This is a genomic window from Pedobacter cryoconitis (assembly GCF_014200605.1).
Classification (GTDB): Bacteria; Bacteroidota; Bacteroidia; order Sphingobacteriales; family Sphingobacteriaceae; genus Pedobacter; species Pedobacter cryoconitis_B.
In genome coordinates this window covers 216,419-240,937 of sequence record NZ_JACHCE010000007.1, presented here as the reverse complement: position 1 = coordinate 240,937, position 24,519 = coordinate 216,419, and the positions used below count along the sequence as shown (strand labels likewise).

The following is a 24,519-nucleotide window of genomic DNA, read 5'->3' as shown; positions in this document are numbered from 1 at the left end:
TTAAGAACCTGAATCGGTACGGTTTTCAATTACATCCTGTATGCTTTGGCTTACGTTAGACATAATGTTAACTCCTGCAGCTGCTTCAATAGATCTTACCGTAGTCAGATATTGTTTCCAGTCTGCATTTACTGTGCTTTGATCGTTAGGGGTATTCACAGCGATTACACGTGTTGAGGTCGTGATACGGGAAAGGTCGTTATTGCCATTAGGAATAACCACGATAACTTTCCATACACGGGAAGGTACATTGACACGGCCGCCATCAATAGTAGTCTGATAACCGTTTGTACCTGTTCCGCCCGATCCGTAAGAGCCCATCACGATATATACTTCATTACCGGCAGTTACCAGTGAACGGGTATAGTTCTCCAGGTTAGCCCAGGTTTGCTGATTGTTTTTAGGCGCCTGAGGGATCATGTTCGTCATTAAAAATGTAGCTGAGTTTGCTGTACTATTTGAAGTTCTGTCGCCTGAAGGACAGTTATGACCACGGTCAAAACCAGAACCAGAGTAACTTGAGTTACCTACTGCATACCAGCCGGAAGGCAAATTAACATCTGCTCTGAAATTATCAGAACGCGAAGCGCTGCCCAGGTCAGTACTGCTGATATGCCATGATACCCAGTTTGGTGTACCTTTATCTCTGTTATAAGATTCAGTAAAATAAGTCTGATCCATCAGGTAGTTGGCTGTTGAATTAATACTTGGCTGTGCATTAGTTGGGTTTCCTAATAACAAATTGTTGTTATCAGCGGTGTTGCCGCTACCCGGTGTGCCAGTTCCAGGATCTGTACCCGGATCAGTAGGAGGAGTACCACCGGTGATAAAACTGATATCATCAATGTTAATACGTGCACTGCCACCCGAGGTTTTACGGATCTGAAAGGTAAGGTTACCAGTTTTGGTTACCGTAAATGTTGCGGTTGCCAGCTGATTGGAAGAAGTAGCCACTGTAGCCCCAACTTGTGTATAGGTACTGCCGTTATCAGCTGATACCCATAATTGCCAGTTAGAAGAGTTGTCAGTTCCATAGACAGCATGTTTAACGGATACTGATGATGGACTGCTTAGTGTAAAGTTTGTGGTTAAGGTACCTGTGTTACGGATACGTACCGATTTTGAACCGGATTTTACATCTGCTGATGTGGAACCGATCAGTGCATCGTCCAGATTCCATGAACCTGTAGTCAGGGTTACATCGCCGGCAGCATAAGAAGCTTTACTTCCTGCTTCAAAGTCTTCAGTGATTGTAGTGGTAGCCTGATTGGCTTTTTGATTGGAACTTGCCTGTATTGGGTTTACAGGGTTCGATTCTTGCATCGTGTCTTTAGAGCAGGATGCAAATGCCAGCGATAAACAGCCGGCAAATAGTAGATTTCTAAATTTCATAGGTTGATTTAATAATTAAGTAAATAGACTCAAGCTATATTAAAGCTATATTATTTGAGTGTTATTTAATTAAAAAAATATCAATTGATATGAAAAAAAAGAAACAAGGGCAGAAATTCTTTTAAGAAGCGGGGGTCAACCGCTTATTTCTCCCCGTTTCTTTAAGCAGCAGACTGACTAAAACCGCAATGACTATCCCACCAATCCAGAATAATCCTGCAGCTTGAAAATGACTGGTTTTATCTACGGCCCCGGTTAGTGTTTTGCCAAAGAAGCGGCTAAACAAAGGGCTCAGTAATGTGGTTACACTAAAGGTGATGAAGTTTATGGCTCCCGTCGCACTTCCCTTTACATGGTCAGGATTTGATTCTTTGATAATCGAGTAGGGGATCATGGCTGCGCCCGATGCAACACCTAACATAAATGTACTTACATAAGCTGGTACCAGGTCTGGCAAAAACAACAATTGTAAAAGACTTAAAATCATCAGTACCGCACCACCAATCAGCACAGGGATGCGTTTTCCAATTTTATCGGTCAGATAACCTAAAAGAGGGCAGCCAAATACCCAGCCCATAGGCACCATTGCACAGGCTATTGTGGCATCGTGGAAACTAAAAGATCTGTCTTCTTTAAAAAATGCCACTCCCCAGGTCATGGCAAAAATAGTTGTAGGGGCAAATAGAAGTCCTGAGATAATACCGCAAAGCCAGGACTGCAAATTGGAGAAAACAACTTTATAAGGACTTAAAAAGCCTTTTGAATGTAGCTGTTGTGCAGACTGTTGTTCTGCTTTAGGGTTGGGTGTAATGAGCAGTAAACCTATAGCGACTATAATGGTTAAAACTCCGGACCCAATCCAGAACAGTTTCTGATCAACTCCTCTTTCTATCCAGGGGCCAACTACAAATTGCCCGGCAGAACCGCCAAGCATCCCTAAACACTGGGTAAAACCAATGGCTGTAGCCAGTGATTTTGGAGAAAAGCCTTTGCTGGCCAGGTAAACACAGCCTGGAAAAGCAAATGCACAACCAGCTCCCTGTAGTAAACGGCCTGTATTACCGGCAAATTCGCTCGAAATAATAAAAAGTAAACAACCAATACCAAGGATTAATGCACCGGCAAAGAGTGAGTATCTGGCACCAAATCTGTCCAGTGCTATTCCGGCAATCAGACTGCAGGTAGAATAAGTATAATAATAAGTGCCGATAATAGATACCAGACCAATGGTAGATACATTGAAAACAGCAGATAATTCGGGGATCATGACTGCTGGAGCCGATCTTACCACATAATCAAGAAAGTAAAAAAGGAGGCCGAAAACCCAGGCAATAACGTAATATTTTGTAGCAGATGATTTATTGGAATTATCCATATGGATTTTACGTGTGATTAGAATTTAATACAGGGCTTTTAAAAGCCTTCTGAGCTTTGGGTTTGTTGAAATTAACCTTTGGTAACCTGGCAATAATTATCGCCCCAGTCTGACAAGACCTTCATCACAGGGACCAGCGTCTTTCCTAATTCGGTTAATTGATATTCTACTTTAGGGGGTGATTCTGCATAGACTTTTCTGGACAGGATACCATCACGTTCCAGTTCACGCAATTGTGCGGTTAGTGTGGTTTGGGTAATATCCTGCATCTTTTTTCTCAGTTCACCGAACCTTGCAGGGCACTGCTGACTGATCGCATTCAGGATTAGAAGCTTCCATTTTCCACCAATAATCTTCCATGCATTTGTCATGGAACAGTTATCTTCCGGCTGCCCGTAAATTTCTTGTTTTATAACCGCCTGACGGTCATTGTTAGTATTGTTTTCCATACTTAGTACTGTCCGGCAAACTACTTGTTCCGCAAAAAAAGCACCCCCATCTTTGGATCGTAAAGTTAACCATAATCGGTTAAGCAAAGGGAAGAAACGCATAAAAAATAGCTATGAGCAAACAAACCTCTAAATGGATATTATTAATTATCCTCTCTTCATCCATCTTTTTATCTGTCATTGATATTTTTATAGTTAATGTAGCCATTCCATCTATCAAAAAGGGAATTCAGGGAACAGATGGTGATATACAATTAGTTATCGCTTTATATCTTCTTGGTTATGCATCCTTTCTGATTACCGGGGGCAGGGCAGGAGATCATTATGGGAAAAAGAAGGTGTTTATTATAGCTATGCTCACATTTACCCTGGCTTCGTTATGTTGTGGTATGGCTCAGACAGCTTTTCAGCTCAATACAGCCCGCTTTTTACAGGGGATCAGTGCCGCATTTATGGTTCCACAGGGAATTACCTATATACAAGTACTTTTTCCTTCTTCTAAGGAAAGGATTAAAGCTTTGGGTATTTATGGGAGTATCGCAGGGGCTGCTTCTGTAATTGGTCAGTTTTTAGGTGGCATCTTACCTGATACGCATTTCTCTGTTGCAGGATGGCGTTTAATTTTCCTGATTAACCTGCCATTAGGTTTATTATTCGCTTTTCTGGCTGCAAGATTTCTGAAGGACAATCCACCTGCTGCTGCCGAAAAAACCGGCAGATTTGATTATGCTGGTGTGCTGCTGCTCACACTGGGCCTGGTTGGCTTGATTTATCCTTTAATCCGTGGCGCTGAATTAGGATGGCCATTATGGAGTGTGATCGCAATGGGATTATCAATTGTTTTGTTGTTTATCTTTCTGTATGATCAAAAGAAGAAGCTTTTGAAGGGAAAAGAACCGCTGATCAATTTGAACCTGTTCAATTATAAAGATTTCAATATTGGATTATGTGCCGTCTTGTTTTATTTTATGGCACAGGATTCTTATTTTCTGATCAATGCGGTCTTATTTCAAACGGGGTTCGGGATCAGTTCTTCTGAAACGGGTATTTTCTTTGTCTTCCAGGGTGCCGGATATGTGACTGCGGCTGTGATATCGATCAAATTAATCCCTGTTTATGGGAAAAAAGTTTTACAGACTGGTGTACTGATTATGATTGTATCACTGATTTTTCATATTATTTTCTTTAAATCCGGTGCTGTAAACCGGGTTGTTTTATTGCCTGTTTTATTTATCTATGGTACCGGCTGTGGTTCTGTATTACCTTCTTTACTGACTATGGCTTTGAAAAGTATCCCAACCAAATTTGCAGGGGCAGCTTCGGGGACTTTTTCAACGTTTCAGCAAACTGCAATTGCATTTGGAATAGGTATTATAGGCGGGATCTTCTTTTATAAATTAGGAAAGGCCGAAAACACTCAGGCTTATTTAGCTGCCTATCAAATGGCTACCCTTGCGAATATTGGGATGTTGTTATTGGTAAGTTTCTTTCTCTGGCTGCTGCCAGATCAGGATAAAGGAGTGAAAATAAGCTGATTATTTTTTTTGAAGAAACTACAGAACAAATAGATGATGCATTTGTTAATCAAATGTGCGCGGTTTTATGCTTGCTAAAATGAGAAAATTAAAGTAGTTTGCCATTAACAAATAATAAAAATAGTTAACGGTGGGAGGAGGGGCTAAAATCCCTTTGCGAATTATAAGAGATGGAGATAATTAAGAATATTTATAAGTTAGTGGGAATTGTAAGGCATATTGATCTGTTGAGATTGGAAGAAAGTGCTAAACAATATTTGAACCAGCTTAATATTAGCTTTGAAATAATTACCGCCAAATCATCTGCATTAAAGGTTAAAACCCGTCAGTGGAAATGCAACTCTGGAAATCATGCCGAAATACCCATGCTCATTTCATTGACTCAGGATCTTTTTGGAAGATTTCTGAATTTACCGGTTACTGTTCATCCTATCGCTTATACACCTGCTGTGGTAGATGATGTGGAGCCCGAATGGATCAGTGATAAAATGCTGAATCTGGGGGCTACCCTTAAAGATATCCATAAGGATACAGGAATTGACAAACTCAATTTATCTTCATGGATTAATGGTACACAACCGCTGAGCCAGGATGTAAAGGCTATGTTTTTCTATTATTTTGAATGTATCCAGCAAAGAAAGGATCAAAACACAAAGCAAAAAGAGTTTACTGAGCCTTGCTATAATTAATTTTGTGCCCTTAAGAAATTTTAAGTTTTTACAGCTTACAGGCTATTAAGCAAAACGAGTCAGTTTTTATTTCCGGCAATAAGGCTTTGTTGTTTGGAATTGAGATTTGGATGGTATGGTTAAATTGTTAAATTTGAATTAACCAAATATATCCTGATGCCTAAACCTTCTCCAGACTTAACCAGCCTGATTTGTGATATAGCTCTATACGACAGTGAAAATGCCTATGAAAAGCTTTTTAAGAGCTTATTTCCTGCTTTGTATCGTTTTTGCAATTGTTTATTAAAGTCAAGGGAACTAGCCGAAGAGGTTGCAAACGATGTGATGATTACCCTGTGGAAAAACAGAAAAAAATTACCCGAAGTACAAAATATTAAAGTTTATGCATTTGTAATTGCACGTAACCTTTGCTTAAATTCTTTAAATAAACACGCCAGAAAAGAGCTGATTTTTTTAGAAGATATTGAAGTCCAGATTGTACTGGACACCCTGAACCCAGAGCAGATCTTAATCAATGATGAGCTGAAAAAGAAACTGGAACAGGCTACAGAATCGCTGCCAAATCGCTGTAAATTAGTCTTTAAACTCATTAAAGAAGATGGATTGAGCTATAAACAAACTGCCGATATCCTGAACATTTCTACCAAGACCGTGGACGCTCATCTGGTCACTGCGGTAAAAAAACTTACAGCAGTTCTTAAGGTCGAATTTAACCTGATGTAAATCTTTATTTTTTTTATTTCATAATGGACTAGGGAGTTTGCGGATATATATTGTCCTATATACACTAACCAATATAAACGCTTAAGGCGGTCTTTATGAAAAGAAGCAGAATTATAGAACTATTAGCTCGTAAAATGGCTGGTGAGGCTACCCAACGCGAGTTGGAGGAGCTGACTGAGCTGATTAATAGCTTCCCTGATGCTGTTTATTATGATGAAGTACTCCAGCAAATCTGGTTAAATAGTGACGAGGGACCCGATAGCTGCCCGGATATAGATCGTATTTATCAATGTCACAAGCTTAAATTTTATGATGAACTGGTTACCCCCGAACAAGAGAATCCTGTTCCTGTCCTCAGCCAGTATAAAAAACTGTCAGGAGCCCTGCTGGCTTTATGTATCCTGTTCTTTATAGGGATATTTTATTTAGGCCATAAAGATAATGAGGTATTTAATACGCAGATTATTGCGGGCAAAGGCGTACGTAAAAACGTAAAACTTCCAGATGGGACTGTCGTATGGCTCAATGCAGACAGCAAACTATCTTATAATACAGCTATTAACCATAAAGATGTGCGTGTTGTACACTTAACCGGTGAAGCCTTTTTTGATGTAGCGCACCGTCAATCACATCCTTTTATTGTACGTACAGACAAAATCTCCATCAAAGTACTGGGCACTGCATTTAATGTTAAGGCTTATCCTGTGGATGAGAAATCTGTGGCTACTTTATTACGCGGCTCTATTGAGCTTTCGGTCAATAAGAATTCTTCACAAAAAATCATCTTAAATCCTTTAGAGAAATTTGTGCTGGACGACGATAAGCAAGGGGTGATGAAAATGGACGAACAGGACATGTCCTTAATGATAGAACATATTGTTCCTGTCAGAATTGGTAATTATGAATATATCGAAGAAGTATCCTGGAAAAATAATACGCTGGTATTTCATAATGAAACATTCGAAGATTTAAAACCAAGAATGGAACGCTGGTTTAATATCAGGGTACACCTTAATTCAGAGAAAGCAAAATCTTATCGTTTTACAGGAGTCTTTAAAAATGAGAATATTAAAGAAGCTTTGACGGCAATGCAGTTAATTAAACCCTTCACTTTTAATCTTAAAGCGCATGACGTGATCATCTACTAAAAAAAGGGAGTAAATGCGCCAACATTCCCTCCCTTTTCAACCTTCCAGTCCGTAGTGTAATACTACAGTTTATCAGATTTTTAACTTTGAAATTCACAAATCTATGAAAAAAAAAGAACTGTGCAATAAAGTTCTATGCGTCCATTTTTCCAAAAAAAAACTATTATTAATGTTAAACTGGATCTTCGTTTTATCTTTCGTTTTTTGTTTCCAGGTATCTGCCAGCAGTTACTCTCAGAACAAAAAGATTGATTTAAATATCCGGAAGGTAAAACTAAAGGACGCTTTGGTTATTCTGGAGAATAAAGGGAATTTTCGTCTGTTATACAGCGAAGATGACCTTCCGCTTAATAAGGAGATCACCCTGATGCAAAAGGACATTCTGGTCTTCGATGCACTGACTTCATTTTTAAAAGGTACTGACCTGAAGTTTCAGGCGATGGATGATGACCTGGTGGTCATCAGACCTAAAAATGGAGCTGTAGCTGATATATTAGTCAGAGGTACGGTCACAGACGAGAAAGGATCGGGCATACCCGGGGTTAGTATTAAACTAAAGGAATCTGCCGCAGCTACAACGACAGATCCTTCAGGAAAATATTCAATCAAAGTTCCTGGAAATGGGACACTTATTTTTTCTTATCTGGGCTATAACAGCCAGGAAATCGCAGTCAGTAACCGCCCTGTAATTAATGTAAAACTACAGGAGAACAGCCAGGCACTTACAGAAATTGTTGTTGTTGGTTATGGTACACAAAAGAAAGCCGTAGTTTCCGGGGCGGTAACATCAGTTAAAGGTTCTGAACTGGCAAAAACACCCACAGCCAATCTTTCCAATTCCCTGGCAGGGCGTTTACCTGGGGTAACTGCTTTACAGGCAAGCGGCGAACCGGGTGCAGATGGTTCAACAATCCGTATCCGCGGGGTAAATTCATTAGGAAATAACGATGCACTGATTGTGATTGACGGGGTTCCAAACAGGGCCGGTGGTCTGGAGCGTATCAATCCGAATGATGTAGAAAGTATTTCTGTCTTAAAGGACGCTTCTGCGGCTATATATGGATCGCGCGCAGCCAATGGTGTTATTTTAATTACGACCAAGCAGGGTAAATCAGGTAAACCTCAGCTTTCCTATGATTTTAGTTATGGCCTGCAGCAACCGACAAGAACGCCTAAAATGGCTAATTCAACGCAGTATGCAGAGATCTTGAATGAGCTGAACATATTTAGTTCTGATCTGCCTGCTGATCAATGGGCAGCTGCCTCACAGGCATTCAAGGAGACAGGTATTTATAAAAGACCAGATAATGGAAATACAGTCACTGCTTTTTATCGCCCCGAAGAAATGCAGAAATTCAGGGATGGTTCTGATCCGCTGCGTTATCCAAATACAGATTGGTTCAAAACGACTTTAAAAACATGGTCTCCACAGCAAAGACACAATTTACAGCTCACAGGAGGAGCGGAGAATATTAAATATCTGATCTCTTTAGGTTATTTAGATCAGGACGGATATTATAAAAAATCGGCTACAGGCTATAAACAATATGATTTGAGGATTAACCTGGAAGCAGCAGTGAGTAAATATGTGACCTTGACTTTAGGGATTACCGGCCGTGAAGAAGCACGCAATTACTCGACAGTTGGTGCGGGTGATATTTTCAGAATGCTGATGCGTGGTAAACCTACAGAACAGGCAGTATGGCCAAACGGACTGCCAGGACCAGATATTGAGTTTGGTTATAATCCTTATCTGGTGACTACAGATCAAACTGGCTATAACAGAGATCAGCGTGATTATTTTCAGTCTACTGGTAAAATTGACATCAAGGTGCCAGGTGTTGAGGGATTGAAAATTACGGGTACGGCTTCTATTGATAAGTTTGCAGGAAGACAGAAAAGATGGCAAACACCCTGGACACTTTATTTTTGGGACAAGAAATCTTTTGAAGCTGATGGGGTAACTCCTTTATTAACCGGAACTGTACGTTCTGAACGTACGGATGCCAGTTTATCTGAAACTGCAGGAGCACAACTTGCTATCAACCTGATGGGTATGGCTAATTATGATAAAAAGATAGGAGACCATACTTTTAACCTGATGGCTGGGGTAACCAGAGAAAAAGTTAACAATGATGGTTTTAATGCTACCCGCAGATATTTCCTCTCAACAGCATTGCAGCAATTGGTTGCAGGAAGTGACAGGGAACAAACAGTTGGTAATCCAACAGACGGCCCTAATAATCTGTTCAACAGAGCACGCTTAAGTTATTTTGGAAGAGCAGGTTACAATTATAAAGAGAAATATCTTGCTGAGTTTTTATGGCGGGTGGATGGATCTTATATTTTCCCTGAAGACAGACGCTTTGGCTTTTTCCCTGGTGTTTCAGCAGGATGGCGCGTTTCAGAAGAATCGTTTTTTAAAGACAATGTGAAGTTCATTAATAACCTGAAAATAAGAGCTTCGTGGGGACAGATGGGAGCAGAGGCTTATTTTGGCGATGCCCTTGCAGAATACCAGTATTTAAGTACGATGGGTTTTGGAAATTACATCATCAACAATCAGTATAGTCAGACGCTAGCAGAAAACCGTGTTCCTAATTTAGATTTTGGATGGGAAGTAGCTAATAATGCAAATATTGGTCTGGATGCCTCTTTTCTGAATAACAGGTTAAGTTTTGAATTTGATTATTTCTATAATAAACGGACTAAAATCCTGATCAGCAGAGGAAGTTCTATTCCTGGAAGTTCAGGTATTACTGACAAATTGCCTCCGGTTAACCTGGGAAAGGTAAATAACAAAGGGTTTGAATTTAAACTGAGTTATAATGACCGCGCCGGGGAATTGGGTTATGGGATTAGTGTAAATGGCGGATATTCTAAAAATAAGATCATTTTCTGGGATGAAACTCCGGGAGCACCTTCATGGCAGCAATCTACGGGTATGCCAACAGGTACAGACTTAATTTATGAATATATAGGAGTATTTAAGGATCAGGCAGAGATCAATGCAAATAAGGTTAATTATAGTGCATTAACCAATAACCTGCAGCCAGGTGATATGAAATTCAGAGATGTCAATGGGGATGGTAAAATTGACGGTAATGACCGGATCAGATCTGATAAGACAAGTACGCCTACTTTTACGGGAGGGATAAACCTGAGCCTGCAATATAAAAACTGGGACTTTTCTGCACTGATCCAGGGGGCTTCGGGAGGTGTGCAGATTGTAGGGCTTACGGAATCGGGTGATATAGGTAATTTCCTGGAATGGTCTTATAACAACCGCTGGACTATTGAGAACCCAAGCAGTGAATTTCCACGCTTGTCTAATCGGGGTAAAACGTATTATACGGATTTTAACAACGCCGGACGTAATACCTACTGGCTGCGCAGCAATAACTATGTCAGATTGAAAAATATAGAAATTGGTTATACGCTGCCCGGTGAATTGTCTAAAAAACTTGGCATCGGCGCCTTAAGGGTTTATACGAACGGTTTAAATCTGATTACGCTGGATAAAATTGGTATCTGGGACCCGGAATCGACCAATTCCAGTGCGCAGTATTATCCGCAGGCGAGAGTTATCAATATGGGTGTTAAAGTTACTTTCTAAGCTCATTATCTATAGACATTATAAATATTTCATATGAAACCTATATTCAGAAATACCTATATATTACTTACAGTTGCATTGACGGCCTCGTTTTCTGGCGGATGCAAAAAAGACTTCCTTAATGTTAACCCGCCAACCCAGATTCCTTCAGAACTGGTCTGGAAAGATCCTGCGCTGGCACAGGCTTTTGTAACCGAAATTTACAATGGTTTAGGAAACGGCGGGTTTTCTGAGCAAATGCTGTCATCAGTTTCGGATGAATCTTTGTTTACACATCCAAACAGAGGGATAGATCTGATTAATTCGGGTATTATTAATCCAACAACACTGGGCTGGGTAGATGATACCTGGGCATACAGCAAAATGTATAACCGTATCCGCTCTTGTAATATTACTATAGAAAAGTTAACCGGCACGGATAATGGAATTAGTGACCAGAATGTAAAAGATCAGCTGTTGGGTGAAGCTCATTTCCTAAGAGCTTATTTTTATCAGCAATTGCTTCGTTTTTATGGCAGTGTACCCCTGATTACTAAAGTTTATGCACTGAATGAAGACTATGCTGCAAAACGCGCAACCTACGAAGAATGTGTGAATTTTATTATCAAAGACTGTGACAATGCAATTAAGGAGCTGAGTGGAAAGGGCGTTCAAAAGGGAAGAACTTCTTCATTAGCAGCAATGGCTTTAAAATCGAGGGTACTGCTTTATGCAGCCAGCGATTTACACGATGCAAATACTGCAAAGTCAAAATCTAAGACAGGGGTTATTTCAGGATATGCGCATCCGGAATACCTGGGTTATGTATCTGGTGACCGCAGTCAGCGCTGGAAATTAGCACAGGATGCAGCTAAAGCTGTAATGGATGCAGGCAATGGTTATAAGCTGAATTTAAGCGCTCCTGTGTCTGCGCAGGATGGCCGAAACAATTATAAAAGTATAGCCATGGGTGGCGAAAGCAAGGCTCCGGGAATAGATGCTTCGGCAAATTCAGAATTGATTTTTGCCCGCTATTTTATTGACCGCAGTGATAACCGCTATGGCAGAGCTAACGGACCTAATGGTTATCATAATTGGTCAGGTAATACACCTATAGGCCTTTTGGTGGATGATTATGAAATGGTTGACGGAACGAAATTCAGCTGGACAAATTCTGCTCAGAAAGCTGCCCCTTATCAAAACCGCGATCCGCGCTTTTACGCGACTGTACTTTATGATGGTGCAGGCTGGAAACCACGTGATAAAGTTTCAGGAAATGTAGATCCTGCAAATCAGATCCAAACGGGCGAATATGATCTGACACAGGGCAGCAATGTGATTAATTTTAAAGGTCTGGACACCCGCGGAAGTTCTATTGAAAACTGGAACGGAAGCTGGACTGGCTATTATACCCAAAAATTTATTGATCCGGACCCTGCGATTGTAGATGCTTCAATGCCGCAATTTGTGCCCTGGCCTTTTTTCAGGTATACAGAAGCTGTTCTTAACTATATTGAGGCCAGTATTGAACTTGGACAGGTAGATCAGGCTGTTTTATGGCTGAACAGAATCCGTTTCAGATCGGGTATGCCTGCTGTTAATATGGCTTCACAGGCAGAAATGCGGGATATTTATCGTCACGAACGCAGAATAGAAATGGTTTATGAAGAACAGCGTTACCATGATGCCCGCCGCTGGATGATTGCGGAAGAAACTTTAGGCAGACAAACTACTTATATTAAGGTGAATGGCAAGTTTAAATCTGGTAAATCTATGTCCCAGCCTTATCATTATGACCCTTCGGTTTATGACTATACCTATACGCCGACAACTGAAACGGCACAAGAGAACCGTCTATGGGCAGAGAAGGTTTATTTCAGACCTTTTGAACGTGATGAGGTTTTTAAGAACAAAGAACTGATACAAAATCCTGGATACTAAGTGCTCATGAAAGTTAAAATACTACTGACCGTTCCATTGTTAATTGCTGCTTTTTTTTCATTTGCGCAGCAGCAATCCTATACACAGCAAATCGAAGGAACCAAATTGAGTTTTACGATGCAGGCTATTCCTGCAGGAGAATTCCTGATGGGAAGTAAAAAAGGGAAAGCTGATGAACAGCCTTTGCACCGGGTGAAACTGGATGCTTTCTGGATGGGGACTTATGAGCTTACCTGGGATCTGTATGAACCGTTTTTGTATAAGGATTATGAAACTTCACACAGTACCGGCCCGGTACCTGCAAATGTAGATGCGGTAACCAGGCCTACCAAACCTTATCTGGATATGACTTTTGGAATGGGTAAGGAAAATCATCCGGCCCTGGCCATGACACATTACAATGCAATACAATATTGTAAATGGTTATACGCCAGAACAGGAGTATTTTACCGCCTGCCAACTGAAGCTGAATGGGAGTATGCCTGCAGAGCGGGAAGTACTGGTGAATATAGTTTTGGGGATGACCTTGCATTACTTGCTGATTATGGCTGGTTCAAAGGAAATAGCGGAGGTAAAACACATCCTGCAGGCCAGAAGAAACCAAATAAATGGGGTCTGTTTGATCTTTATGGTAATGTTGGAGAATGGACTTACGATCAGTATGAAGCAGATTTCTATGCCCGGAAGAAAGACCAGACAGTAATCAATCCTGTGGCCGCTCCGGCTAAATTATATGCACATGTAATCCGTGGGGGCTCTTATGAAGATGCCCCACAGGATTTACGTTCTGCGGCCAGACTGGCTTCTGACCCGGCATGGAAACAACTGGACCCGCAAATTCCAAAGAGTAACTGGTGGTTCCCCGAAGCACCATTCATTGGGATGCGTTTAGTCAGACCCCTGAATACACCATCCAAAGCTGAAATAATGGCTTATTATGATCAGCCTGTTATTGCAGATTATTAAACCCCTTTGACAGCAATTAAGCTGACGATCACAACGCATTAAACAAACAAACCGACAACCAAATTAAACCTGATGATATGATAAACAAGGAAGAATTGCGTGATAAACGCCGTGAATTTTTAAAATCTTCTGCACTGATTGCAGGAGGAGTATTGTTAAATCAATTCGCCTTTGCCGGCGGACACTCTTCTACTGATGACACGATTAAAATTGCCCTGATAGGCTGTGGGGATCGCGGAACGGGTGCTGCTTTCCAGGCGCTGAGTACTACTGCTAATGTCAAACTGGTGGCTATGGCAGATGCTTTCCAGGATAGAATGGATAATAGTTATAAAGTACTATCTGATAAGTTTAAAGATAAAGTTGATGTGCCTAAGGAACGTCGTTTTATTGGATTTGATGCTTATCAGAAAGCAATCGCACTGGCAGATGTTGTTTTACTGGTGACTCCACCGGGTTTCAGGCCAACTCATTTTGAAGAGGCCGTTAAACAAGGAAAACATGTGTTTATGGAAAAACCAGTAGCTGTCGATGCTCCTGGAATACGCAGGGTTCTGGCAGCGGCAGAAATTGCCAAACAGAAAAAATTGAATGTTGTGGTTGGTTTACAGCGCAGATATCAAACTAATTACAGGGAAACTATGAAACGCATCCAGGATGGTGCGATCGGTGAGATCTATAGCGGACAGGTTTATTGGAATAGTGGAGGGGTATGGGTTAAAAAACGTCAGCCTGAACAAACTGAAATGGAATATCAAATGCGTAACTGGTATTATTTCAACTGGTTATGCGGCGATCACATTGTAGAACAGCATGTTCATAATATCGATATTGCTAACTGGGTTAAAGGGGCTTATCCTGTTTCTGTACAGGGAACGGGCAGCCGTGCCTGGAGAACGGGAAAAGATTATGGAGAGATCTATGATAACCATGCCGTAGAGTTAACCTATGCGGATGGTGCTGTGATTTACAGTCAGTGCCGCCACTTTGAAGGTACAGAAAACCGTGTGGATGAATCTTTCCAGGGCACTAAAGGCCGTACCTATTTATCGGCTGGAAATCATGGCGTACTTTGGGACCATAAAGGAAAAGAAATATTCAGTCATCCAACCAAGGGAAATAAAAACCCGTATCAAACAGAACATGACGAATTGTTCGCTGCAATCTCTAAAGGAGAATTTAAATTCAGTGATGCCGAACGTGGTGCCAAAAGTTGTTTTACAGCAATTATTGGCAGATATGCAACTTATTCTGGCCAGACTATTAAATGGGATGATGCTTTAAAAGCAGACAATAGTTTGTTCCCGGATCAGTTGAGCTGGACTGCTAATCCTAAACTAATGCCTGACGCCAATGGGCTATACCCAATACCTACACCCGGGAAAACTAAGGTAATTTAATTATCCTGCTGTGATTTTGATCAATAAAACTATTATTTTATCCTTACTGATGCTGATTAATTTCTTTTTTAAAGGAAAAGATCAGCACCAGTATACACTGCATGGTTATGCACAGGGAACAGATTATACGATTAAATATTCCGCAGATTCTGCGATAGTGAGTGGAAGTGAAGTGGATAGTATTTTAATTCAAATAGATTCATCTATGTCATTGTATAAGCCTTATTCATTGATTAGTAAATTCAATACCTCAACAAAAAGTTTAAGTATAGATGAGCATTTCAGGATCGTGATGAACAAGTCTTTTGAAATTTATAAAGATACAAAGGGCAAGTTTGATGTAACGGTAGCGCCACTGGTTCAGGCATGGGGTTTCGGCCCAAAACCAATCACGCTGTTTCCTGACAGTGCAAAGATTAAAGAACTGCTGAAAGATGTGGGGATGAATCTCCTGCAGCTTAAAGGAAAGGAGCTGATCAAGACAAGACCGGGTATAACTATTGATTTAAATGGTATAGCCCAGGGCTATAGTGTAGATGTAGTCGCTGACTATCTTTTGCGTAAAGGGGTAAAATCTTTTGTTGTAGAAATAGGTGGCGAGATCAGGATGAAAGGGACTAAACCTGATGGCTCTGTCAGGAGAATAGGTATCGAAGGACCTGCTTTAAATGAGAATACAGAGCCACAGATCAGGCATGTGATCAGTTTCAATGAAGGTGCAGTAACGACTTCGGGAAATTACCGGAAGTACCTTAAAACAGGGGGTAAGAAGATATCTCATCTGATTAACCCTAAAACAGGTTATCCTTTGGACAATCAGCTAATCAGCGTAACTATTTATGCAAAAGATGCGATCACAGCAGATGGCTATGACAATGCGGTTATGGCTATGGATGTAGAAGAGGCCCTGGCCTTTGTCTCAGCCAGAAAAAACATGGAGGCTTACATTATCTATCACCGCAGGGACGGGTCGGTTACAGATACACTGACTACTGGTTTTAGAAAAATGATCGTAAATTAACATGTTTTCTAAATCATCATAAAACAACAAAACCAATTTTATATGAATAGAATAGAGTTTTTAAGAAATACGGCAATTGCAACAGGTGCAGTGCTTACAGGTAGTGCAATGAACACTGCTGCCAGTCCTTTGCAAACAGCTCCTGAAGCTTTAGCAGGAAAAACATTTAACCTGGACTATGCGCCTCATGAGGGAATGTTTGCCGGACAAGCCGGAAAAAGCTTCCTGGACCAGATTCAGTTCATGTATGATCAGGGTTTCAGGTCTATAGAAGACAATGGTTTTTTAGGCAGGCCAATAGCTGAACAAACCAAAATCGGAGAGCTGCTGGCCAGACTTGGTATGAGAATGGGCGTATTTGTAGTGGATGGCGGTGAGAATTGGAAAACCTCATTGACTACCGGAAAGAAAGAGTTTAAGGACAAATTTATAGAAACCTGTCATCGCTCTGTAGAAGCTGCAAAACGCTGTAATGCAAAATGGCTAACGGTTGTCCCTGGATTTTATGAGCGTAAATTACCTTATGGAATTCAGATGGCCAATGTTGTGGATGCGATGCGTGCAGGGGCTGAGATCTTTGAGCCTCATGGTTTAATCATGGTATTGGAAACTTTAAGTGATACGCCAGAACTATTTCTGCAACAGACACATGAAACTTATAGTGTTTGTAAAGCCGTGAATAGCCCATCTTGCAAAATACTTTTTGACATCTATCATATGCAGCGGACAGAAGGTAACCTGATGATCAATATGGATCGCTGCTGGGAAGAGATTGCTTATATTCAGATTGGTGATAACCCAGGCAGAAATGAACCCGGAACAGGTGAGATTAATTACAGGAACTTATTTAAGCACCTGCATCAGAAAGGCTATAAAGGGGTAATGGGGATGGAGCATGGGAATTCAATCAAAGGAAAAGATGGAGAGTTAAGGGTCATTCAAGCTTATAGAGAAGCCGATAATTTTCTTTAAATCTTACAATACCTGTTAACAAATGAGCATGGATTAACAGATATTGGATTTAGATAACTATTTTTGAGATTGAAATCATACCTCTGAAATAAAAGAAAAACAAATAATGGACTTTTTACACACGATTCTTGGCGACGATATAAAAGCTGGATTACTCATCATTTTAAACTTAATTGTCATAGAAAGTCTGCTCTCTGTAGATAATGCCGCAGTGCTGGCCACTATGGTAATGGATTTACCAAAAGATCAGCGCAAAAGAGCATTGAAATATGGAATAATCGGTGCTTATGTATTCCGTGGAATCTGTTTGTTTCTTGCCGCCTGGCTGGTGAAGATTTGGTGGCTTAAACCTCTTGGCGGCTTGTATTTACTTTATCTTGCCTTTGATTATTTCAGAAAGAAACGTAATAAAAATAATGTCCATGAAGAAGAAAAGATTGATAAGTCTAAAAGCTGGTTCTATAGATCTACAGTAGGCCTTGTTGGAACCTTCTGGGCAACTGTAGCCCTTGTAGAAGTTATGGATTTGGCCTTTTCAATTGATAATGTGTTTGCTGCTGTTGCATTTACTAATCATATCTATCTGATTTATATCGGGATTTTTATTGGAATACTCGCAATGCGTTTTGTGGCTCAGGCATTTGTTAAACTCATGGAGAAATTTACTTTTCTGGAAACTGCTGCATTTACTGTTATCGGGGTTTTAGGACTTAAACTTACCTCTTCGCTTGTCACTCATTTTTATCCCGAATCACCAATTTCTCATGCTATTGAGGGTGAAAAGACAGATCTTTTTGTGTCTGTATTTACTGTAGCAATTTTCATTCTGCCTATTGTTTCTTCCTTACTGTTTAACTTCCCTAAACAACATAAAATACAGGAGGAGAGTACAGAAAAGAACGATTAATCTTTTCAGAAGAAAACCCTGGATATTGACACCTAAAAATGCTGTGATCAGAAGATTATGGCATTTTTAGCTTTTCATCAGAATTAACAGGGCTACAAATAAACTTAAATCAAAACTAAAGGTACATACCCACAAAAATATTTTGGGCAATCCTGAATTTTGATAACAGTAAACTTCCCTTTTTTTATAGTTACTGATGTAGTAACCGATAATTCCCAGTGTAATTACTTTAAACCAGATAATTACGGGAAGGAATTCTACCCCCATAAAATGGTAGGCAAGCAGACCAATTAAAAATAGTGCGATGGTGGTTACCAGGATACTCAAGTAGAACGTGAGTAAGAGTTTGAGGATTTTTAAGCTTTTCATTTTTGAGAGATAGATACCTAAATATATGTAATTAAATAACTCTCTTAAAAATTAATTATGTAACAATTGCAAATAAAATGATAAGTTTTAAACAGAATGCGGCTAATGAGACTTCTTTATGGTTTTTCTGGGAGATGGCAGCTGATATTCTTCTTCCGGATAAATATGCCACTGGTTCAGCACCTTCTGCAAACTGGCTAATACCGATACTTCCATATTAACCAATGCGGTCTCAGGCCAAAGGCTATTATCCAGCAGCTGAACATGGTAAGTGTCCAGAATTGCGCATACCTGATCAAGGTCCGGTTGGTCAGTTCCCTGATACTTTAGAATGAAGTTCATTTTTGAGATATAACATGTCTTTTCTTCAACTACAGAATTTTGAGCTTTTATAAGCCTATGTTAAATTTAATCAAAATATTGGTTAAATATAAAATCAATATTTTTATGTGTTAATTGACCACTGCGTATATTCATCATAACGCTGGTTAAATACGTAAATAAAAACCGTTATTTATACCTATTGATGTAGTGATTACTAACGAATACTTTAGTATCATGCAAAAATACACTTATATAACTAAGGTTAATGAAACCAAAGTTACTTTAACAATTCATTCAGCAACGGCAGTTGTTCCACTTTACCAGGTTTTTACAGCAGGAAAATTAATTGGATGCCTCCTTAAGGAGACTCAGGAGCAGGGCCCGATTTGGAGTGGCACGACAGCATTCACTCAGGAGCTTGCCCTGGAACTTGGTGATTTTATCAGAAGAACTGACGAATTTTCTCATTAGAAAAAATAAAAAAGGATCATATGTTGCTGATATGATCCTTTTCGACTTACTTCGAAGCTGGCGGTTGTAACATACCCTTGCCCTCATATAGGTTTCCAAAACCCATGGATTTTATGTTGACAGACAGATATTTAACGATCTCGTCTGCCCTGGTTTGATTTCTCGGTAAATTAAGCAGCTCAGGATTGCCTGCTAATATTCTGGCTGCCATGCCTGTAGCTGCCGGACAAGCCATACTGGTTCCATCCATTACCGCATATAAATTGTTAGGATAAGTAGAAATAATCCCCACACCGGGCGCAGTTAAAGCCGTCTCAGGCCCGATATTAGAAAAGTCTGCTATGAAATTATCTTTATCTGTACCATATGGTTCTTCAACAGAACCGCTTTCAACACTATTTGGCGGAAAGGTATTTAATCTGCCCATAGCAGAAACTGCAATAGATAAACTATCATTCGCAGGAAAACTCACGGCTGCTCTGTTATCATTGCCATTCGCAGCAAAACAAACGATCCCAGCATTATAGGCTTCTTTGATATAACTGGTAATTCCTTCATCAACCTGTGATTCTCCAAGACTCATATTAATCAGGTCACATTGATCGGTAATCGCCTCATTGATAGCTTTCATAATATCAAAATTTGAAGCTCCGCTATCTTTTGGAAAAACACGGTAACTCATGATCTCTACACCGGCAGCCACACCATTCAATTGTCCATAAGCACCAATAATACCACCAACATGAGTTCCATGACCTTCGCCATTGTCCTGATAATCGGTTTCATTTTCACCCCTGACCAGGTTTTTACCACCAGCAACCTTTAAATCCTGATGTGGACCAACGCCTGTATCAATAATTCCAATCCTCACTTTCTGAGTTATTTTAGGAAATTTAGCCGTATCATAAAAATATCTCAGGCTATCTTTAAAACTAAGCACGATGGGCTCAAGTTGAATATTCAGTGCAGCAGTCAGTTGCACGGCTTTATTAAAATATCCCCAATAACTATGGTTAGGGTAAATATAGATCCTTTCGGCAGTGTTGCGGTCCAGACTTAAAGCAATAGAGCCTTTAAGATCAGTAACACCAGATGCACCTTTCCTGCCCTGGAAATCGGTAAAAATAACAACAGTGACATCAGCTACAGCTATTCCTTTAGTATCCGTGATATTTACTGTAACTGCTGTTTTTATTTCAGCCTGTTCAATCTGTACCTGTATTCTTTGAGGCGAACAAACAGCAGGTTTGTAAAATTTCTCTTTAATCAGCCTTAATCCCGGATAGGAGAAACGGAAATTGGCTAATTCATCGGCATTAATCCTGATCAGTTTTGCACCCTCTGCTTCAATAGAATCCAGTACAACTACAGGAATATCATCACTCGCCTTTTGATGCATATTCCTGCTTGCAAGACTTACTGCAGAAGCCTGCTCAACTGAATTGCTTAACATAGTGAGAAATCTTGCCACGTTAGGGCTTTCCTGCTTACTGATATTTGTACGGAATACAGGGAGCAGAATGTAATTTTTCGAAGCAGTGTTGTTCTTTTTCATAGGGAGGAAGATTTAAAATAGGTGAGTAGATTAATATGACCACCAGGTGGTATTGAAGCGTCTGTTAGATTTAATAGCTTGTCTGAAACCTGCAGAATGGCTATTTTGATCAGGTTTTGAACCAAATACCTGGTTTGTACCTGTAGCTGATGCATAAATCAGAAAACCATTTAGCAAAGCGATAAAATATCTGGAAATATCATTTTCATTAGTTTGTGTAAGGAATGCTGCCGAAAAAGAGATGAGTACAGAAACCAGTAAAGCAAGCCATTTAGGATTAAAATTGAAAACTTTCTGTATGGTACTGCAAATGATATAGACTGCACCGGTAGCCCCAGCTAAAGTTCCCAGACTTGCTGCTGTAAAAAAATCTCCTGGTATAGCTGATGAATGAAGCTCTTGCATAAGATTGGCTGATTAAATAAACATTGATAATTTTATTTAGAAAAGTCCCTGGACATAATAGAACTAAATGTGTATTTGGCTGCAATACCGAAAGAAATCCGTTCATGGAACCGGTCAGTGCTATGCAGACTATTAAAAACATCGTTAGACTGTAAATAAAGTCCGCCAGCAAACTTACCTTCACTTTTATAAAAATTGATAGCAGTACCAGCCTGAAAAACCTGATTGATCTCTTTTTCCTGCAAAGGTAAAATCACCCTGGTATATAAGGTATTCCAGACCAGACGGTAATCTTCACTGATACGGCCAAAGTATAAAGCATCAGTTTTAATATTGACCCTGTTGTAGGCTTTATATGGCCCCTGATAAGCACTGATTTTAGATTCTGTGATTAGTTCTGCGTTATTCATAGTGGTTGTATTCTTTAGCGTGTAATTTGTATATGCCAGAGAATCCAGGTTATTATATCGCTGGTAACCAAGTGAAATTCCAAATATCCATCGTGGCGCATATTCATAATTCAAACCAAGGTCTATAAAACCACCACGAAAATTAACCTTCTCAAACCTTTTGGATAGGGAAGAAGCATCCTCTGCTTTATAGTGTTTAAAATTATCAGCATTCAAACCTGCGTTGATATAAGTGGTTAAAGATTGCGTATGCCTGGTATTCCGGTTAGCTTCAATTTGTTTATTTAATTGTTTGACCGCATGTATAGCAGCTTCATTCTTATCAGGATTCGCATTTTCTATTTCCTTAATCCGTTTTAATAATTCAAGGACAGTGGTCTGATAACTTTTTCTTAATCCTATGAAAACGCCTAATTTTGATTGCGGGGTCAGTTTTCCACCATTAAAGAGATCAGAAAGACCTTCTTTGTTATTTCCGCTGGCAGATACTCCCCAAACTACCTGAGACGGCTTTTCGATAGCCAGTTTTCTAAAATTATTCCATGATGCTGAAAGCGCAGCTTCGCTCAGGTTAAATGAGACATTTGAATTTTTAGTGATAATAGAGGATTCCCCTTTTGCATCCTCAGCAACAATCTGCGCCTGGGCTATACTAAAAAAGATAGCACTGAACAGGAATATCAGGTAAACCGTTTTCATAACATTATTTAGTAAGTTTATTATAATCCAGATTACCTTTTTCATCTGTATATACCTTAATTGTATTGGCAGCCAATGGAATACCATCTACCTGGATATCTAAGGTCCAGAAATCGCCAGCCATACCACCTGCATATAAAGTGACCTGTAAACCGCCATCTTCCTGCAGGCACAGATATTTTTGCCCGCCCTTGGTGGAAAAGTTATTGGGATTGCTGTCCTGATCCCCGGGAAGATCAATAGTGGTATATCCTATATTGAAACCGTTATCCAGAAAGGTTACGCTGGCTGATTTTTTAAGACTGTAAGTTACAGCTACGATTTTTCCTGTCTTACCTTTTGCCGTATGAGAAAGCTTGAAAAACTTCATAAAGTATTGATTAGTAATCAGTATCAATTTAGGGAAATAAAAATACGGATTAAACTATTTAGAAATATTTTTCTCCACTTATTTACCGGGTTATAAACAAAATTACAGCCTAAACATAAGATTCACAGACAAATCCTATTAGCAACAAACAAAACATTTCAAAGTATAATGCCTTCACAAGAACTTTACGCTAATAAACAATTTAAAAGGAAAATCAATATTGCTTATCTGAAACTTATCATTATAATTTGTAAATATTATAACCATAAATATCAGTCTCAAAAATTATTAAGCTAAATTTTTACGTAAAAACAGCATTTTTAATTAAACAAACTTAACATTACAGCTTATCAATTAAACCATTGGTTATAAATTTAAAACAACACATGAACCCGACCGACCGACTAATAAACAAATGTTAAAAAAAACAAAAAAATTAAAACATTTATTCAATCATTGGGTTTTTAGGGTATTCAGGCAAGAATAGCCTGGTAATATTTAACATTTAAAAACAAATATCTTATGAAAAAATTTACTTTATGCCTGCTAACTGCAATCTTAGGAGTTGGCTTGTCTGCAAACGCACAAATTCAAAAAGGTAACGTATTGGTTGGAGGTAATTTCGCTGATTTAAATTTAGGTTTGAGTGGTTCTAAAGTTTTTAGCCTGGACATCACTCCAAAAGCAGCCTGGTTTATCGAAGACAATGTGGCTTTAGGAGGTTACGCTAATATCGGACTAAAGACTGCTAAGGACCAGGCAACTACAACAAATTACGGTTTAGGTGCATTAGGTCGTTATTATACTGGCAAAGATGCTGAAGTACTTAAGCATGGCCGTTTATTCGGTGAAGCTACATTAGGTTTCGGCGGTACTAACACAAGCAGAGGTGGCGGTAACACGAATGGTCTGGCTTTTAGTTTCGGTCCTGGTTTTGCTTATTTCATTACACCTAACATTGGTCTAGAGACTTTGTTAAAATACAATGGAGTAGCAGGTTTCGGAAATACAGGATACCAGAATAACCTAAGCTTATCTTTTGGTTTCCAGATCTATTTGCCTGGCCAACGTACAATCAACAAAGTTAAAAGTGATGTAAGATAATTAAATCCTATGGTAAGAGGCCCCGTTGCTTATGGCAATGGGGCTTTTTATTTTATAATTTCTGCAGACACCACGTAGTCATACAGCGCTGATTCTGAACGTTTGTAGTTTTAATGGGCTCATATAAATAACCATTAAACTCTTCCGTATAATCCAGCAAAACCTGTTCATTAACCAAAAAACGTTCTGTACCATCGGGTAATAAATACCGGCCGTTGCCCTGATCTTCCACAAGGTTTTCTATTCCGATATCAGAGGCTAGTCTGGAAAAAAAATAGCCACCCGGCTTAATCACTTTCCACATAGCCAGCAGCATTTCCCTGAAATGTATCTCATTTTTAGCAAAATGCAGAACTGCACTGCAAATTAACAGATCAAAATATTCTGCTCCAAAAGGCATGTCTTCTGCGGTTGAAACCCTGAAATTTATTAAAGGATTATTAGGGGAAAGACTTTCTGATAAAGTTTTGGCAGTATTTATAGCAGCAGGATTAGGATCGATCCCGTACACTTCAAAACCATTGTTCAGAAAGTACACGAGATTACGGCCTCCGCCACAACCTACATCAATTACTTTGTGGCAATCTTCGTAACGGCCTTTAAGTAACTGATCAAAAAGATAAATATCAATATTTCCATAGAGATGTCTCAAAGAGGAGTGCATAGTATTATTTTTTAAAAAAAATCAGCACCTCTAAA

General features: G+C 39.6%; 23 protein-coding genes. 13 read left to right on the top strand and 10 right to left on the bottom strand.

Annotated elements, in window-relative coordinates; translation table 11 throughout:
- The 3 genes from HDE68_RS20085 to HDE68_RS20075 form a co-directional block, all read right to left on the bottom strand.
- A complete protein-coding gene (locus HDE68_RS20085; protein ID WP_183884018.1) occupies nt 1-1,392 on the bottom strand; it encodes a DNA/RNA non-specific endonuclease in 1,392 nt (463 codons plus the stop codon).
- Between the two features lie 121 nt (nt 1,393-1,513).
- Nucleotides 1,514-2,767, bottom strand: coding sequence for an MFS transporter (locus HDE68_RS20080; RefSeq protein ID WP_183884017.1), 1,254 nt, complete (start codon nt 2,765-2,767; stop codon nt 1,514-1,516).
- 71 nt (nt 2,768-2,838) lie between these two features.
- Entirely contained in the window at nt 2,839-3,216 is a 378-nt protein-coding gene (locus HDE68_RS20075) for a winged helix-turn-helix transcriptional regulator (RefSeq protein WP_183884016.1), read from the bottom strand.
- A gap of 113 nt (nt 3,217-3,329) precedes the next feature.
- Between HDE68_RS20075 and HDE68_RS20070 the strand changes: the two genes are divergently transcribed.
- The 11 genes from HDE68_RS20070 to HDE68_RS20020 all read left to right on the top strand — a co-directional run bounded on the left by HDE68_RS20070 (nt 3,330) and on the right by HDE68_RS20020 (nt 18,113).
- Nucleotides 3,330-4,751 (top strand): MFS transporter, encoded by a 1,422-nt coding sequence (locus tag HDE68_RS20070; RefSeq protein ID WP_183884015.1) that lies wholly within the window; start codon nt 3,330-3,332, stop codon nt 4,749-4,751.
- 170 nt (nt 4,752-4,921) lie between these two features.
- Nucleotides 4,922-5,440, top strand: a complete 519-nt coding sequence (locus HDE68_RS20065) for a hypothetical protein (RefSeq protein WP_183884014.1) — start codon at nt 4,922-4,924, stop codon at nt 5,438-5,440.
- A 156-nt stretch (nt 5,441-5,596) separates the two neighbouring features.
- Nucleotides 5,597-6,163, top strand: a complete 567-nt coding sequence (locus HDE68_RS20060) for an RNA polymerase sigma factor (protein ID WP_183884013.1) — start codon at nt 5,597-5,599, stop codon at nt 6,161-6,163.
- Between the two features lie 95 nt (nt 6,164-6,258).
- Nucleotides 6,259-7,311, top strand: a complete 1,053-nt coding sequence (locus HDE68_RS20055; RefSeq protein ID WP_183884012.1) for a FecR family protein — start codon at nt 6,259-6,261, stop codon at nt 7,309-7,311.
- A 169-nt stretch (nt 7,312-7,480) separates the two neighbouring features.
- Nucleotides 7,481-10,927 (top strand): SusC/RagA family TonB-linked outer membrane protein, encoded by a 3,447-nt coding sequence (locus HDE68_RS20050; protein WP_183884011.1) that lies wholly within the window; start codon nt 7,481-7,483, stop codon nt 10,925-10,927.
- A gap of 33 nt (nt 10,928-10,960) precedes the next feature.
- Nucleotides 10,961-12,847, top strand: a complete 1,887-nt coding sequence (locus HDE68_RS20045) for a RagB/SusD family nutrient uptake outer membrane protein (RefSeq protein WP_183884010.1) — start codon at nt 10,961-10,963, stop codon at nt 12,845-12,847.
- A gap of 6 nt (nt 12,848-12,853) precedes the next feature.
- Nucleotides 12,854-13,813, top strand: a complete 960-nt coding sequence (locus HDE68_RS20040; protein WP_183884009.1) for a formylglycine-generating enzyme family protein — start codon at nt 12,854-12,856, stop codon at nt 13,811-13,813.
- Between the two features lie 77 nt (nt 13,814-13,890).
- Nucleotides 13,891-15,213, top strand: a complete 1,323-nt coding sequence (locus tag HDE68_RS20035) for a Gfo/Idh/MocA family protein (RefSeq protein ID WP_183884008.1) — start codon at nt 13,891-13,893, stop codon at nt 15,211-15,213.
- Between the two features lie 10 nt (nt 15,214-15,223).
- A complete protein-coding gene (locus HDE68_RS20030) occupies nt 15,224-16,234 on the top strand; it encodes an FAD:protein FMN transferase (protein WP_317617715.1) in 1,011 nt (336 codons plus the stop codon).
- Nucleotides 16,235-16,276: 42 nt separating this feature from the next.
- Nucleotides 16,277-17,206, top strand: coding sequence for a hydroxypyruvate isomerase family protein (locus HDE68_RS20025; protein WP_183884007.1), 930 nt, complete (start codon nt 16,277-16,279; stop codon nt 17,204-17,206).
- A gap of 106 nt (nt 17,207-17,312) precedes the next feature.
- Complete coding sequence (locus HDE68_RS20020; protein WP_183884006.1) at nt 17,313-18,113, top strand: DUF475 domain-containing protein; 801 nt, start codon at nt 17,313-17,315, stop codon at nt 18,111-18,113.
- Nucleotides 18,114-18,179: 66 nt separating this feature from the next.
- Here the strand turns inward: HDE68_RS20020 and HDE68_RS20015 are convergent, their stop codons facing one another.
- The gene (locus HDE68_RS20015) at nt 18,180-18,482 is read right to left on the bottom strand and encodes a hypothetical protein (protein ID WP_183884005.1); all 303 of its coding nucleotides are present in this window, start codon (nt 18,480-18,482) and stop codon (nt 18,180-18,182) included.
- 102 nt (nt 18,483-18,584) lie between these two features.
- Nucleotides 18,585-18,824, bottom strand: coding sequence for a hypothetical protein (locus tag HDE68_RS20010; RefSeq protein WP_183884004.1), 240 nt, complete (start codon nt 18,822-18,824; stop codon nt 18,585-18,587).
- Between the two features lie 216 nt (nt 18,825-19,040).
- On the opposite strand from HDE68_RS20010, the gene HDE68_RS20005 reads away from it, so the two are divergent.
- On the top strand, nt 19,041-19,277 hold the full coding sequence (locus HDE68_RS20005; protein ID WP_183884003.1) for a hypothetical protein: 237 nt from the start codon (nt 19,041-19,043) through the stop codon (nt 19,275-19,277).
- Between the two features lie 46 nt (nt 19,278-19,323).
- Here the strand turns inward: HDE68_RS20005 and HDE68_RS20000 are convergent, their stop codons facing one another.
- From HDE68_RS20000 to HDE68_RS19985, 4 genes are read right to left on the bottom strand one after another with little or no spacing between them, the layout of a single operon-like run.
- On the bottom strand, nt 19,324-20,832 hold the full coding sequence (locus HDE68_RS20000) for a S8 family peptidase (protein WP_183884002.1): 1,509 nt from the start codon (nt 20,830-20,832) through the stop codon (nt 19,324-19,326).
- Nucleotides 20,833-20,862: 30 nt separating this feature from the next.
- Nucleotides 20,863-21,237 carry a hypothetical protein gene (locus HDE68_RS19995; RefSeq protein ID WP_183884001.1) on the bottom strand — a complete coding sequence of 125 codons (375 nt, stop codon included), beginning with the start codon at nt 21,235-21,237 and terminating at the stop codon, nt 20,863-20,865.
- Between the two features lie 32 nt (nt 21,238-21,269).
- Nucleotides 21,270-22,346: a hypothetical protein gene (locus HDE68_RS19990; RefSeq protein ID WP_183884000.1), complete on the bottom strand. Its 1,077-nt coding sequence runs from the start codon at nt 22,344-22,346 to the stop codon at nt 21,270-21,272.
- 4 nt (nt 22,347-22,350) lie between these two features.
- A complete protein-coding gene (locus tag HDE68_RS19985) occupies nt 22,351-22,716 on the bottom strand; it encodes a hypothetical protein (protein ID WP_183883999.1) in 366 nt (121 codons plus the stop codon).
- Nucleotides 22,717-23,238: 522 nt separating this feature from the next.
- Between HDE68_RS19985 and HDE68_RS19980 the strand changes: the two genes are divergently transcribed.
- Nucleotides 23,239-23,820: a hypothetical protein gene (locus HDE68_RS19980; protein ID WP_183883998.1), complete on the top strand. Its 582-nt coding sequence runs from the start codon at nt 23,239-23,241 to the stop codon at nt 23,818-23,820.
- A gap of 52 nt (nt 23,821-23,872) precedes the next feature.
- On the opposite strand, the gene HDE68_RS19975 is transcribed toward HDE68_RS19980, so the two are convergent.
- Nucleotides 23,873-24,484 (bottom strand): class I SAM-dependent methyltransferase, encoded by a 612-nt coding sequence (locus tag HDE68_RS19975; protein WP_183883997.1) that lies wholly within the window; start codon nt 24,482-24,484, stop codon nt 23,873-23,875.
- Nucleotides 24,485-24,519 lie beyond the last annotated feature (35 nt).

Excerpts from the sequence above, each read along its gene's own strand:
- HDE68_RS19995 (WP_183884001.1), bottom strand. The coding sequence starts at position 21,237 with ATGCAAGAGCTTCATTCATCAGCTATACCAGGAGATTTTTTTACAGCA.
- HDE68_RS20085 (WP_183884018.1), bottom strand. The coding sequence starts at position 1,392 with ATGAAATTTAGAAATCTACTATTTGCCGGCTGTTTATCGCTGGCATTT.
- HDE68_RS20040 (WP_183884009.1), top strand. The coding sequence starts at position 12,854 with ATGAAAGTTAAAATACTACTGACCGTTCCATTGTTAATTGCTGCTTTT.
- HDE68_RS20080 (WP_183884017.1), bottom strand. The coding sequence starts at position 2,767 with ATGGATAATTCCAATAAATCATCTGCTACAAAATATTACGTTATTGCC.
- HDE68_RS20045 (WP_183884010.1), top strand. The coding sequence starts at position 10,961 with ATGAAACCTATATTCAGAAATACCTATATATTACTTACAGTTGCATTG.
- HDE68_RS20070 (WP_183884015.1), top strand. The coding sequence starts at position 3,330 with ATGAGCAAACAAACCTCTAAATGGATATTATTAATTATCCTCTCTTCA.
- HDE68_RS20010 (WP_183884004.1), bottom strand. The coding sequence starts at position 18,824 with ATGAACTTCATTCTAAAGTATCAGGGAACTGACCAACCGGACCTTGAT.
- HDE68_RS20000 (WP_183884002.1), bottom strand. The coding sequence starts at position 20,832 with ATGAAAAAGAACAACACTGCTTCGAAAAATTACATTCTGCTCCCTGTA.
- HDE68_RS19985 (WP_183883999.1), bottom strand. The coding sequence starts at position 22,716 with ATGAAGTTTTTCAAGCTTTCTCATACGGCAAAAGGTAAGACAGGAAAA.
- HDE68_RS20050 (WP_183884011.1), top strand. The coding sequence starts at position 7,481 with ATGTTAAACTGGATCTTCGTTTTATCTTTCGTTTTTTGTTTCCAGGTA.
- HDE68_RS20055 (WP_183884012.1), top strand. The coding sequence starts at position 6,259 with ATGAAAAGAAGCAGAATTATAGAACTATTAGCTCGTAAAATGGCTGGT.
- HDE68_RS20035 (WP_183884008.1), top strand. The coding sequence starts at position 13,891 with ATGATAAACAAGGAAGAATTGCGTGATAAACGCCGTGAATTTTTAAAA.
- HDE68_RS20025 (WP_183884007.1), top strand. The coding sequence starts at position 16,277 with ATGAATAGAATAGAGTTTTTAAGAAATACGGCAATTGCAACAGGTGCA.
- HDE68_RS19980 (WP_183883998.1), top strand. The coding sequence starts at position 23,239 with ATGAAAAAATTTACTTTATGCCTGCTAACTGCAATCTTAGGAGTTGGC.
- HDE68_RS19975 (WP_183883997.1), bottom strand. The coding sequence starts at position 24,484 with ATGCACTCCTCTTTGAGACATCTCTATGGAAATATTGATATTTATCTT.
- HDE68_RS20015 (WP_183884005.1), bottom strand. The coding sequence starts at position 18,482 with ATGAAAAGCTTAAAAATCCTCAAACTCTTACTCACGTTCTACTTGAGT.
- HDE68_RS19990 (WP_183884000.1), bottom strand. The coding sequence starts at position 22,346 with ATGAAAACGGTTTACCTGATATTCCTGTTCAGTGCTATCTTTTTTAGT.
- HDE68_RS20060 (WP_183884013.1), top strand. The coding sequence starts at position 5,597 with ATGCCTAAACCTTCTCCAGACTTAACCAGCCTGATTTGTGATATAGCT.
- HDE68_RS20065 (WP_183884014.1), top strand. The coding sequence starts at position 4,922 with ATGGAGATAATTAAGAATATTTATAAGTTAGTGGGAATTGTAAGGCAT.
- HDE68_RS20020 (WP_183884006.1), top strand. The coding sequence starts at position 17,313 with ATGGACTTTTTACACACGATTCTTGGCGACGATATAAAAGCTGGATTA.
- HDE68_RS20075 (WP_183884016.1), bottom strand. The coding sequence starts at position 3,216 with ATGGAAAACAATACTAACAATGACCGTCAGGCGGTTATAAAACAAGAA.
- HDE68_RS20005 (WP_183884003.1), top strand. The coding sequence starts at position 19,041 with ATGCAAAAATACACTTATATAACTAAGGTTAATGAAACCAAAGTTACT.